The sequence below is a fragment of the Cellulosimicrobium funkei genome (genome assembly GCF_900155925.1).
Taxonomy (GTDB): Bacteria; Actinomycetota; Actinomycetes; order Actinomycetales; family Cellulomonadaceae; genus Cellulosimicrobium; species Cellulosimicrobium funkei.
Window position 1 is genome coordinate 410,041 of record NZ_FTMI01000004.1, and the last position, 11,448, is coordinate 421,488.

General features: G+C 76.5%; 12 protein-coding genes. 10 read left to right on the forward strand and 2 right to left on the reverse strand.

Going from position 1 to position 11,448, the window contains the following annotated elements; translation table 11 throughout:
* Window positions 1-11: 11 nt before the first annotated feature.
* Complete coding sequence (gene dapD, locus BXA05_RS12835) at window positions 12-1,004, reverse strand: 2,3,4,5-tetrahydropyridine-2,6-dicarboxylate N-succinyltransferase (RefSeq protein WP_076405394.1); 993 nt, start codon at window positions 1,002-1,004, stop codon at window positions 12-14.
* Window positions 1,005-1,040: 36 nt separating this feature from the next.
* Between dapD and dapE the strand changes: the two genes are divergently transcribed.
* The 6 genes from dapE to BXA05_RS12865 all read left to right on the forward strand — a co-directional run bounded on the left by dapE (window position 1,041) and on the right by BXA05_RS12865 (window position 7,157).
* Window positions 1,041-2,168: a succinyl-diaminopimelate desuccinylase gene (gene dapE / locus BXA05_RS12840; RefSeq protein ID WP_061267637.1), complete on the forward strand. Its 1,128-nt coding sequence runs from the start codon at window positions 1,041-1,043 to the stop codon at window positions 2,166-2,168.
* A gap of 10 nt (window positions 2,169-2,178) precedes the next feature.
* Window positions 2,179-3,018: an LOG family protein gene (locus tag BXA05_RS12845; protein WP_061267638.1), complete on the forward strand. Its 840-nt coding sequence runs from the start codon at window positions 2,179-2,181 to the stop codon at window positions 3,016-3,018.
* 13 nt (window positions 3,019-3,031) lie between these two features.
* The gene (folP, locus tag BXA05_RS12850; RefSeq protein WP_083711866.1) at window positions 3,032-4,027 is read left to right on the forward strand and encodes a dihydropteroate synthase; all 996 of its coding nucleotides are present in this window, start codon (window positions 3,032-3,034) and stop codon (window positions 4,025-4,027) included.
* A complete protein-coding gene (locus tag BXA05_RS12855) occupies window positions 4,024-5,241 on the forward strand; it encodes a hypothetical protein (protein WP_083711867.1) in 1,218 nt (405 codons plus the stop codon). The genes folP and BXA05_RS12855 overlap by 4 nt, the downstream gene beginning before the upstream one ends.
* Before the next feature lie 122 nt (window positions 5,242-5,363).
* Window positions 5,364-5,531 carry a DUF3117 domain-containing protein gene (locus tag BXA05_RS12860; RefSeq protein ID WP_064506638.1) on the forward strand — a complete coding sequence of 56 codons (168 nt, stop codon included), beginning with the start codon at window positions 5,364-5,366 and terminating at the stop codon, window positions 5,529-5,531.
* Between the two features lie 60 nt (window positions 5,532-5,591).
* Complete coding sequence (locus BXA05_RS12865; RefSeq protein WP_241005621.1) at window positions 5,592-7,157, forward strand: leucyl aminopeptidase family protein; 1,566 nt, start codon at window positions 5,592-5,594, stop codon at window positions 7,155-7,157.
* 41 nt (window positions 7,158-7,198) lie between these two features.
* Here the strand turns inward: BXA05_RS12865 and BXA05_RS12870 are convergent, their stop codons facing one another.
* Complete coding sequence (locus BXA05_RS12870) at window positions 7,199-7,804, reverse strand: O-methyltransferase (protein ID WP_369824879.1); 606 nt, start codon at window positions 7,802-7,804, stop codon at window positions 7,199-7,201.
* A 243-nt stretch (window positions 7,805-8,047) separates the two neighbouring features.
* Between BXA05_RS12870 and sigE the strand changes: the two genes are divergently transcribed.
* From sigE to BXA05_RS12890, 4 genes are read left to right on the forward strand one after another with little or no spacing between them, the layout of a single operon-like run.
* Window positions 8,048-8,665: an RNA polymerase sigma factor SigE gene (gene sigE, locus BXA05_RS12875; RefSeq protein WP_061267693.1), complete on the forward strand. Its 618-nt coding sequence runs from the start codon at window positions 8,048-8,050 to the stop codon at window positions 8,663-8,665.
* Window positions 8,662-9,630 (forward strand): zf-HC2 domain-containing protein, encoded by a 969-nt coding sequence (locus BXA05_RS12880; RefSeq protein ID WP_076405233.1) that lies wholly within the window; start codon window positions 8,662-8,664, stop codon window positions 9,628-9,630. Before sigE ends, BXA05_RS12880 begins: the two co-directional genes overlap by 4 nt.
* Window positions 9,627-11,084, forward strand: coding sequence for a S1C family serine protease (locus tag BXA05_RS12885; RefSeq protein ID WP_076405235.1), 1,458 nt, complete (start codon window positions 9,627-9,629; stop codon window positions 11,082-11,084). The genes BXA05_RS12880 and BXA05_RS12885 overlap by 4 nt, the downstream gene beginning before the upstream one ends.
* A 9-nt stretch (window positions 11,085-11,093) precedes the next feature.
* Window positions 11,094-11,435: a twin-arginine translocase TatA/TatE family subunit gene (locus BXA05_RS12890; RefSeq protein WP_034651176.1), complete on the forward strand. Its 342-nt coding sequence runs from the start codon at window positions 11,094-11,096 to the stop codon at window positions 11,433-11,435.
* The last annotated feature ends 13 nt before the right edge of the window (window positions 11,436-11,448 follow it).

Sequence of the window (11,448 nt, forward strand, 5' to 3'; positions counted from 1 at the left end):
GCGAGGGCCGGTCAGTTCGCGTGCAGCGCGGCGTTGAGCTCGACGCCCGCGCCGGTCCGCGAGACCGCCTCGACCCCGCCGGTCAGCGAGTTGCGCCGGAAGAGGATGCCGGACCGGCCGGCGAGGTCGCGCGCCTTGACGACGAGCGGCTCGCCCGAGGCGTCCTGCTGCCCGACGACCGTCACCTTGGTCCCCGCGGTGACGTACAGGCCGGACTCCACGACGCAGTCGTCGCCGAGCGGGATGCCGAGGCCCGCGTTGGCGCCGAGCAGCGAGCGCTGCCCGACCGAGATGACCTCGCGGCCGCCGCCGGACAGCGTGCCCATGATCGACGCGCCGCCGCCCACGTCGGAGCCGTCGCCCACGACGACGCCCGCCGAGATACGACCCTCGACCATCGACGTGCCGAGCGTGCCCGCGTTGAAGTTCACGAAGCCCTCGTGCATCACGGTCGTGCCGGCCGCGAGGTGCGCCCCGAGGCGCACGCGGTCCGCGTCGGCGATCCGGACGCCCGACGGCACGACGTAGTCCACCATGCGCGGGAACTTGTCGACGCCGAGCACGGTCACGGGCTGGCCGGTCGCGCGCAGGCGCAGGCGCGTCTCCTCGAAGCCGTCGACGGCGCACGGGCCGTGGTTCGTCCACACGACGTTCGTCAGCACGCCGAAGAGGCCGTCGAGGTTCAGGCCGTGCGGCACGACGAGGCGGTGGGAGAGCAGGTGCAGGCGCAGGTAGGCGTCGGCGGTGTCGGCGGGGGCGGCGTCGAGGTCGACCTCGGTCCGCACCACGACGACGTCCACGCCGCGCAGCTCGTCGCGCTCCGCGAGCGCATCGAGGGACGCGGGGACGGCGGCGTCCGCCGGGGCGGCGCCGAGCGCCGGCGCGGGGTACCAGACGTCGAGGGTCGTGCCGTCGTCGGTGACGGTCGCCAGGCCGAAGCCCCACGCCGTACGCGGCTCGGACGCGCCCGCCGAGGGGGCGGGCGCGGGGGTCGCAGAAGTCATGCGCCCCACCCTATCCGGCGCCGGTAGGGTGCTGGCGTGACCTCTCCCACCCCTGGCACCGGACCTGTGCTCGACCTCCACGGCGACCTCGTCGCCCTGTTCCGCGCGGTGTGCGACGTGCCGTCCGTGAGCGGGGACGAGCGCGCGCTCGCGGACGCGGTCGAGGCCGCGCTGCGCACGGTCGCGCACCTGGAGGTCGTCCGCGACGGCGACACGGTCGTCGCGCGCACGGCGCTCGGCCGGGAGCGGCGCGTCGTCGTCGCGGGCCACCTCGACACGGTGCCGCTCACGGTCCCGCCGAACCTGCCGACGCGCGTCGTCGGCGAGGGCGCGCACGCCGAGGTCTGGGGCCGCGGCACGGTCGACATGAAGGGCGGCGTCGCCGTCGCGCTCGCGCTCGCGGCGGAGCTCGACGCCCCGGCGCAGGACGTCACGTGGGTCTTCTACGACAACGAGGAGGTCGCCGCGGACCTCAACGGGCTCGGGCGCCTCGCGCGCAACCGCCCGGACCTGCTGGAGGCGGACTTCGCGGTGCTCGGGGAGCCCACGTCGGCCGGCCTCGAGGGCGGGTGCAACGGGACGCTGCGCGCCGAGGTGCGCGTGCCGGGCGTCGCGGCCCACTCCGCGCGCTCCTGGACGGGGACCAACGCGATCCACGCCGCGCACGAGGTGCTGGACCGCCTGGCCGCGTACGTCCCCCAGGAGATCGAGGTCGACGGCCTCGTGTACCGGGAGGGGATGAACGCCGTCGGCATCACGGGGGGCATCGCGGGCAACGTCGTGCCCGACGAGTGCGTCGTCACGGTGAACTTCCGGTTCGCCCCCTCCCGCAGCGTGGCCGAGGCCGAGCAGCACGTCCGCGACCTCTTCACCGGGTTCGCGGTCACCCTCACCGACGCCGCGCCCGGTGCGCGGCCCGGTCTCGACGACCCGCTCGCGGCGGACTTCGCGGCGGCCGTCCTCGGCGTGACCGGCGGGGCACCGGCCCCGAAGTACGGCTGGACCGACGTCGCGCGCTTCGCCGAGCTCGGCGTCCCGGCGGTGAACTTCGGCCCCGGGGACCCGCTGCTCGCGCACAAGGACGACGAGCGGTGCCCCGTCGGGCAGCTCGCGCTGTGCCGCGACGCGCTCCGTGCGTGGCTGACGGCCACCCCTGCGGCATAGGCTCGTGACCATGAGCGACACGGTGCGTGACCAGCAGGGTTCCGACGACGGCGTGCCCCAGACGGGCACCGGGTACCGCAAGGGGCCGGTGCTGCTCCGCGGCGACCAGATCCCCGGCCAGACGACGGACCAGCGCCTCCTCGACTCGCGCGGCAACGCGGACTGGGTGCACTCCGACCCGTGGCGCGTGATGCGCATCCAGAGCGAGTTCGTCGAGGGTTTCGGCGCGCTCGCGGAGGTCGGCCCGGCCGTCTCTGTGTTCGGCTCGGCGCGGACCAAGCCGGACCACGCCGACTACGCGCTCGCCGAGGACGTCGGTCGCCTCCTGGTCGACGAGGGCTTCGCGGTCATCACGGGCGGCGGCCCCGGCATCATGGAGGCGGCCAACAAGGGGGCGTCGGAGGCGGGTGGCCTGTCGATCGGGCTCGGGATCGAGCTGCCGTTCGAGCAGGGCATGAACCGCTACGTCAACCTCGGCGTGAACTTCCGCTACTTCTTCGCCCGCAAGACGATGTTCGTCAAGTACGCGCAGGGCTTCGTGGTGCTGCCGGGCGGGTTCGGCACGTTCGACGAGCTGTTCGAGGCGCTCACGCTCGTCCAGACGCACAAGATCACCGAGTTCCCCGTCGCGCTCGTCGGGACGGACTACTGGACCGGCCTGCTCGACTGGGCGCGGACCGCCGTCGTGGGGCGCGGGATGATCAGCGAGCACGACCTCGACCTGGTCCACCTGTGCGACGACCCGGCCGAGGCCGTCGAGTACGTGTGCGACCGCGGCGCCGAGTTGCGCGCGGAGGAGCGCGAGGCGACGGAGGAGCTCGTCCGGGCGCAGGCCGGCGACGCGAGCTGACGGGCGCGGCGCGATGACCGCAGGTCCCGGCGCGCCCGGCTCCGGCGCGGGCGAACCGGGGTCGCACCCGCCCGAGGGCGCGCCCGTCCCGCTGCCGCCCCTCGGGGTGCCGCCGCGCGGCACCTCGCTCGTGCTGCGCGGGCGCGAGCTCGACCGGCCCGCCGTGATGGCCATCGTCAACCGCACCGACGACTCCTTCTACGCCGGGGCGCGCCAGCTCGACGACCGCCAGGCGCTCGCCGCCGTCGAGCGCGCGGTCCGCGAGGGCGCCGAGATCCTCGACGTGGGCGGCGTGCGCGCCGGGGTCGGCCCGGAGGTCACCCCGGCGGAGGAGATCCGCCGCGTCGTCCCGTTCGTCGCCCGCGTGCGGTCGGAGTTCCCGGACCTCCTCGTCAGCGTGGACACGTGGCGGGCGGACGTCGCGCACGAGGCGGCGCTCGCGGGCGCGGACCTCGTCAACGACACGTGGGCCGGGCACGACCCGCGGCTCGTCGAGGTGGCCGGGCAGCACGGGATCGGGGTGGTGTGCTCCCACACCGGGGGAGCGCGGCCGCGCACGGACCCCGTCCGCGTCGCCTACCCTGCCCGCCCCGGAGCGGCCGACCCGCGCGACGGCGTCGTGCAGGACGTCGTGACGACGCTGCGGGCCGCGGCCGAGCGGGCGGTGTCGTGCGGCGTCCCGCGCGCGTCGGTGCTCGTCGACCCGACCCACGACTTCGGCAAGAACACGTGGCACTCGCTGCACCTGCTCCGCCGCACCGAGGTGCTCGCGGGGCTCGGCTTCCCGCTCCTCATGGCCCTGTCGCGCAAGGACTTCGTGGGGGAGACGCTCGACCTCCCGGCCGACGAGCGACTCGAGGGCACGCTCGCGGCGACGGCGGTCGCCGCGTGGCTCGGCGCGCGCGTCTTCCGCGCGCACGACGTGGCGGCGACGCGCCGCGTCCTCGACCTGGTCTCCGCCGTCCGCGACGAGACGGCCCCGGCAGCGGCCCTGCGGGGCCTGGCGTGACGACGCCGCGCACGGCCGCCCTTCCCGCGGCGCGGGCGCGGCTGCTGCGTCCCGCCACCTGGCGGTGGTGGGTGCAGGTGCTCGTGGTCTACGCCCTGGCCCGGGCGGTGAGCGCCGTCGTGCTGCTCGTCGCCGCGCGGTCCCAGGAGCAGAACCTGTGGACCGACGCCGCGCCCTCGTACCTCGCCTACGTCGGTCGGATGTGGGACGCGAGCTGGTACGAGCAGATCTACTCCTCCGGCTACCCGGACACGCTCCCCGTGGGCCCCGACGGCGCCGTGCAGCAGAACGTGTGGGCCTTCTTCCCGCTCTTCCCCGCGCTCGTCCGCGCGCTCGACGCCGTCACGGGGCTCGGCTGGGAGGTGCTCGCACCGACGCTCGCGCTCGCGTGCGGGGCGGGCGCGGTGCTCGTCGTCCATCGGCTCGTCGCGACGGCCGGGGCGGCCGCCGTCGAGCGGCGCCCGGGCCTGCCGCTCGCGACGGTGCTGCTCGTCAGCGTCTTCCCCTCCAGCCCGGTCCTCCAGGTCGCGTACACCGAGTCGCTCGCCCTGCTCCTCGTGGCCGGTGCGCTGCTCCTGCTCGCGCGGCGCCGCTACGCCGGGGCGGCGCTCCTCGTCGCGCTCCTCGGCTTCTGCCGCGCGGTCGCGCTGCCAATGGCGGCGGTCGTGCTGTGGCACGGCTTCGTGCGGTGGCGCCGCGGTGACCTGCGCGGGCCCGACGCCGCCCGGCTGGGCGGGCTGCTCGTCGTCGCCCTCGCGAGCGGGCTCGTGTGGCCCTGGCTGTGCGGCGCGGTCACGGGCGTGCACCAGGCGTACTTCCGCACCCAGGAGGCCTGGCGCGGCGGCGCGGAGGTCGTGCCGTTCGTGCCGTGGGTGGACGTCTCGCGGTGGCTCGCGGGCGACGCCGGCCCGTGGCTCCTCGCGCTCGTGCTCGTGGTGGCCGCCGCGCTCGTGCTCAACCCGGTGGCGGCGCGTCTCGGCCCGGAGATGCACGCGTGGTCCGGGGGGTACCTGGCGTACCTCGTGGCGACCGTCCAGCCGGGCACGTCGCTCGTGCGCTTCCTCCTGCTCGCGTTCCCGCTCGGCGCGGTGACGGTCGGGTGGACGCGGTCGCGCGCGTGGCTCGCGGCGGTGACCGTCGCGTGCGTCGTGGGTCAGGTGTGGTGGGTCTGGTCGCTGTGGCGGCTGGTCCCGCCGTCGGGCTGGCCGCCGTGACCGGGACGCCCGGGATGTCGGCACGCGTGAACTAGACTGTCCCCCGGGCGTCGTCCGAGGTCGGACGCCCCTCCTCGCGCGTGCGGGGTGGACTCGGGACAAACGGAAATGGAGTGCCATCGATGGCTGCGATGAAGCCGCGGACGGGTGACGGACCGCTGGAGGTCACCAAGGAAGGGCGAGGCATCGTCATGCGGGTCCCGCTCGAGGGTGGCGGGCGTCTGGTGGTCGAGCTCAACGCGACCGAGGCCAGCGAGCTGGGTGAGGCGCTCCAGGCCGTGGTGGGCTGATTGCCCGCACGTGAGCGCCGGGTCTCCGGAACCTCGGAGATCCCGCGCGCGCTGCCGGAGGTGGTCGGTGCACGGGGCGCGCTGAGCGACGCCCCGCTCGTCGACGAGGCACAGGCCGACGCGGTCGTGGTCGCCGTCGCGCCGCCGCGCGAGGCGGAGGACGGGCTGCAGCCGCGCGCCGGCACTGTCGACGCGACCCTGCGGTACGGCGTCGACCTCGCCGAGCTGGCCGAGCGTGCGGGCGGCCCGGGCTTCCGCGGCGCGGCCGGCGAGGTCGTGCGCGTGGACCTGCCGCGCGCGCACGTCGGGTCCACGACCCGGCTGCCGTGGGCGGGCCTGCCGCCCCGCCTCCTGCTGCTCGGCGTGGGCGCCGGCACCGCGACGGACCTGCGCCGCGCCGGTGCCGCGCTGGCCCGTGCGTCCCGCGGCCTCGATCGGGTCGTGAGCGCCGTGACCGCGGACGCCGGGGCGGCCGAGGTCCGCGCCTACGTCGAGGGCTACCTGCTCGCCGCGTACGCCCAGCCGCGTCGCGGCGACGCGCCCGCCGGCGCGCAGGACGCCGCCGCGCAGCTCGTGCTGCTCACGCCGCCCGACCGTCCCGACGTGGCGGCACCGATCGAGGCGGCGACCCGCGCGGCCGCCGCGACGTGGCTCGTGCGCGACCTCGCGAACACGCCGTCCGACGTCAAGGACCCGGCCTGGTTCGCCGACCGCGCCCTCGGGCTGGCCGACGCGCTCGGCCTCGACACCACCGTCCGCGGCCCCGCCGAGCTCGCCGCCGACGGCTTCGGCGCGCTCCTCGCCGTGGGCGCCGGCTCGGCGCGCGGGCCCCGGCTCGTCACCGTCACGTACGACCCCGCGGACCACGGCGTGACCCCGGCGACGGACCGCTCCGCGCCGCGGCACGTGGTCGTCGTCGGCAAGGGCATCACCTACGACACGGGGGGCCTGTCCATCAAGCCGCGCGAGGCGATGGTGCCCATGAAGACCGACATGGCGGGCGCCGCCGTCGCGCTCGCCGTCGTGCTCGGGGCCGCCCGGGCCCGCTCGGACCGGCGCGTCACCGCCGTGCTGCCGCTCGCGGAGAACCACGTCGGCGCGGCGTCGTACCGTCCCGGTGACGTGCTGCGCACGTGGTCGGGGCGCACGGTCGAGGTCGCGAACACGGACGCCGAGGGCCGGCTCGTCCTCGCCGACGCCGTCGGGTACGCCGTGCAGGAGCTCGCTCCCGACGTGCTCGTCGACGTCGCGACGCTCACCGGCGCGGCGAGCGTGGGCCTGGGTCGTGGCCACGGAGCCCTGTTCGCCACCGACGACGGGGTCGCCGACGTGCTCCAGGACGCCGCCCGCACGACGGGCGAGCAGGTGTGGCGCATGCCGCTCGTCGAGGACTACGCGGGTGCGCTGCGCTCCGACGTCGCCGACCTGCGGCACGTCCCTGTCGAGAGCCCCGGCGGTGGGGCCATCACGGCCGCGCTGTTCCTGCGGGAGTTCGTGGGCGACGTGCCCTGGGCCCACCTCGACGTCGCGGGACCGGCGCGCGCTACAGCCGACCGGCACGAGGTCGTGGCCGGGGCGACGGGCTTCGGTGCCCGGCTGCTGCTCGAGGCGCTCGACCGGCTCTGACCTCGGCCGGCTCTGACCTCGGCCGGCTCTGACGCGGCGGGTCAGCGGCGGACGGCGAGCAGGAGGCCGTCGCCGCTGGGCAGCAGCGCCGGCAGCACGCGCTCGTCGGACCGGAGCGACCGGCCGACCTCGCGCACGATCGTCGTGACCTCGTCGCGCCGTGCGGGGTCGGCGACGCGGTCGTGCGAGAGCGCGCCGTCGACCGCCAGCACGCCGCCGGGCCGCAGGAGGCGCAGCCCCTGCTCCACGTACTCGGGGTAGCTGTGCTTGTCGGCCCCGACGAGGACGAGGTCGTACGCGCCGTCGGTGAGGCGGGGGAGCACGTCGCTCGCGCGGCCCGGGATCGTGCGCGTGCGGGACGCGGGCACGCCCTCCTCCGCGAACGCCGCCTTCGCCGCGCGCTGGTGCTCGACCTCGACGTCGATCGTCGTCAGCACGCCGTCGGCGGGCATGCCGCGCAGGAGCCAGATCGAGGCGACGCCCGTGCCCGTGCCGATCTCGACGACCGCGCGGGCCGCGAGGGACGCGGCCAGGACCTGGAGCACGGCCCCGACGCCCGGGAGGACCGCGGGGCAGCCGAGCTCGGCCGCGCGGTCGCGCGCCCGCAGGAGGACCTCGTCCTCGGGGACGAACTCCTCGCTGTACACCCAGCTCGCCGCCTTGGCGCTGCGGTGGGTGCCGACGTCGCTGGTGATCAGGTCCTCCTGGTGGTCCGTCGTCCGGCCCCGGGGGCCGGGCCGGCACTGTCTCGGATCGTACCCGCCCCCTCCCACGCCGGCCCGTTCCCGCGCCGCGTGCGTGTGCACGGGCCGTGGACGTCGCGCGCACGTCCCGCGCGAGCGGGGGAACACGCGCCGAGGGCGGGACGTTCTTCTGGGACGATGGACCACGTGGACGACGCACGACCGAGGACCAGCACGCACGGCCAGCAGGACGCGGGCACGTGGGTGCCGCCGTCGTGGGACTCGATCGTGCGCGAGCACTCGGCGCGGGTCTACCGGCTCGCCTACCGCCTCACCGGCAACCGTCAGGACGCGGAGGACCTCACGCAGGAGACGTTCGTCCGGGTGTTCCGCTCGCTGTCGAGCTACACCCCGGGCACCTTCGAGGGCTGGCTCCACCGGATCACGACGAACCTCTTCCTCGACCAGGTCCGGCGCAAGCAGCGCATCCGGATGGAGGCCATGGGCGACGACGACGGGCACTACCCGGCGCGCGCCGAGGCCCAGCCGGAGCGCGGGTTCGAGCACGCGAACCTCGACCGCGACGTGCAGCGCGCGCTCGACGCGCTCTCGCCCGAGTACCGGGCCGCCGTCGTGCTGTGCGACATCGAGGGCCTCTCCTACGAGGAGATCGCCGTCACGCTCGGCATCAAGCTCGGCACGGTCCGCTCGCGGATCCACCGCGCGCGCTCCCAGCTCCGCGCCGCCCTGCCGCACCGCGACCCCGCCGAGCGTCCGGCGTCGGACGACGCACCGACCGCCGTGGGCGCCCGGGGGGCGGCGTGACCCATCTCGGCTCGCGGCTCTCCGCGCTCGTCGACGGGCAGCTGTCGCCCGCGGAGGCGGAGCGCGCCCTGGAGCACGTGGCCTGCTGCCCGCGGTGCGCGGCGGAGCTCTCCGCGGCCCGGGCGGCCCGGCGCGCGCTGAGCGCGGCCGGGCCGGTGGAGCCGGCGCCGGACCTCGCCGCGCGCCTGCTCGCGCTGTCCGCCCAGATCCCGCCGACGGACGGCGACCCGCTGCGCGCGGCGCCCGCGCCGAGCGACCCCTGGGCCGTTCCCGCGACGCTCCCGCGCGGCGCGTGGAGCGGCGAGGTGCGCCGCGGCTCGCTCCGGCGGCGGGTCGTCGGCCTCGTCGTCGGGGGCGTCGGCGTCGCGGCGGTGGGCCTCTTCGCGCTGGGGGAGAGCCCGCTCGTCACGCCGGACCTGCACCGCAGCGACCCGCTCACCGTGCTCGCGCAGGCCGCACCCCGGGCCACGGGCGCGCTCGTCGTCGGCGGCGCGCGGACCGACGCCCCGGACGGCGGGTCGGGCGGGGGGACGGTCGCCGACGGCGGCGCGTCCGCCCTCGCGGCGCTCGCCGCGCAGGGCTGGACCTGCCCGACGCCGCTCCCCGAGGGATTCCGCGTGGCCGACGTGCGCGACGACGCGCGGCGCGGCGTGCTGGAGATCGACCTCGAGGCGCCGGGCGGGGAGGCGGTCGTGCGCGAGCAGACCGGCCTGCTGGACACGTCGGCGCTCGCGGGCGGCGAGACGTGGGACGTCGACGGGCGCCGCGTGCACGTGCTGTCCGAGGCCCCGTGGCACGTCGTGTGGCAGTCGGGCGACACGGTGATCGACGTCGTCGCCGACACCGAGCAGGAGACGGTCGCCGCCCTCGTGGCGGCGTTCCCGGCCCGTGACTACGATGCCGGGGTCCCGGCGCGCATCTCCCGGGGCTGGACGACCATGACAGGAGCGCTCGGCACCTCATGACCGACCCCCAGACCGGACCGGAGCAGCCCGGTCCGCGCGACGCCGCGCCGAACCCGTTCGCGCCGCCGTCGGCCTACCGCAGCGTGCCCGTCCCGCCGTCCGCCGAGGCGCCACGGCCCACCGAGGCCCCACGGCCCGCCGAGGGCGCTGCGTCGGGCCACGCCGCGCCCGCGTACGGTCCGGGACCGGTCCCGCCCCCGCCCGCGGTGCCCGCGCCCGCGGAACCCTCGAGCGCGGGGCCCACGGACCCCTGGGAGCGGCTGAGCGCGTTCGGCCAGCCCGAGGCGCCGACGCGCCCGGGCGGGTCCGTCGACCCGACCCTCGTGGGCGTGCCCCGCGGACCCGTCGGCACCGCCCCGCGACGCGGCCCGCGCCCGGCCGCCGTGGCGGGCGTCGCGGTGCTCGCGCTCGTCGCGGGCGCCGTCGGCGGCGTCGCGGCCGACCGCCTCGCCGACCCGCAGCCCTCCGGCTCGTCCGTCTCGGCGCTGCCGCCCGCGAGCGTCGAGCCCGGCGCGGACCGCCCCGACGGCTCGGTGGCGGACATCGCGGCGACCGTGCTGCCCAGCGTCGTCTCGCTCCAGGTCCGCGGGGCCGACGGCGTCGCGACCGGATCGGGCTTCGTGCTGCGGGAGGACGGCTTCATCCTCACGAACAACCACGTCGTCGCGTCGGCCGCCGACGGCGGCGACATCGTCGTGCTCTTCTCCGACGGGCACGAGAGCCCGGCCGAGCTCGTCGGGCGGACGGTCGACTACGACCTCGCGGTCGTCAAGGTCGAGGACTCGGGCCTCACGCCGCTCGCTCTCGGCGACTCCGACGAGGTGGTCGTCGGGGACCCGGTGGTGGCCATCGGCGCGCCGCTCGGGCTCAACGGGACCGTGACCACGGGGATCATCAGCGCGCTCAACCGCCCGGTCCAGGCGGGTGCCGCGGCGGAGACGGCGTTCATCAACGCGATCCAGACGGACGCCGCGATCAACCCCGGCAACTCCGGCGGCCCGCTCGTCGACGGCCGGGGCCAGGTGGTCGGCATCAACTCGGCCATCGCGCAGCCGCCGGGGAGCGGCGAGGCCACCGGGAGCATCGGGCTCGGGTTCGCCATCCCGTCGAACCAGGCCCGCCGGACCGCCGAGCAGCTCATCGCCGACGGCGTCGCGACATACCCGGTGATCGGCGTGCTCCTCGACCAGCGCTACCAGGGCGAGGGCGTGCAGGTCTCGACCGACGCGCAGTCCGGGACGCCCGCGGTGACGCCCGACGGCCCGGCGGACGCCGCCGGGATCCGGCCGGGAGACGTGATCCTGTCCATCGACGGCCGGCCCGTCACCGAGTCGGACGAGCTCATCGTCGCGATCCGGGCGAAGGCGCCGGGGGACGCGGTGACCCTGCGCGTGCGGACCGGCGACCAGGAGCGCGACGTGCGCGTCGTCCTCGACGAGGCCACGAGCGAGTAGTCTGTCGGCGTGTTCGGGATCAACGGAGCCGAGTTCGTCGTGCTCCTCATCGTGGCGGTCGTCGTCATCGGTCCCGAGCGCCTGCCGCGCTACGCGGAGCAGCTCGGGGCGTTCGTGCGGTCCGCGCGGGGCTACCTGCGCGACGCGAAGTCGCGCGTGGACGCGGAGCTCGGCGAGGAGCTGTCCGACGTCGACTGGGCCAAGCTCGACCCGCGCCAGTACGACCCACGCCGGATCGTCCGCGAGGCCCTCCTGGACGACGACCCCCTGCCCGAGCGCGTCTCCCCGCCCCGCCCGGCCGCACCCGTCGCGCCGACGGGGCCCGCCCCGTTCGACGACGAGGCCACCTGACCCCGTCGTCCGA

What these genes read in the sequence shown, in the direction of transcription:
- dapD (WP_076405394.1), bottom strand. Translation starts at nt 1,004, where the DNA reads ATGACTTCTGCGACCCCCGCGCCCGCCCCCTCGGCGGGCGCGTCCGAG.
- BXA05_RS12845 (WP_061267638.1), top strand. Translation starts at nt 2,179, where the DNA reads ATGAGCGACACGGTGCGTGACCAGCAGGGTTCCGACGACGGCGTGCCC.
- folP (WP_083711866.1), top strand. Translation starts at nt 3,032, where the DNA reads ATGACCGCAGGTCCCGGCGCGCCCGGCTCCGGCGCGGGCGAACCGGGG.
- BXA05_RS12860 (WP_064506638.1), top strand. Translation starts at nt 5,364, where the DNA reads ATGGCTGCGATGAAGCCGCGGACGGGTGACGGACCGCTGGAGGTCACC.
- BXA05_RS12885 (WP_076405235.1), top strand. Translation starts at nt 9,627, where the DNA reads ATGACCGACCCCCAGACCGGACCGGAGCAGCCCGGTCCGCGCGACGCC.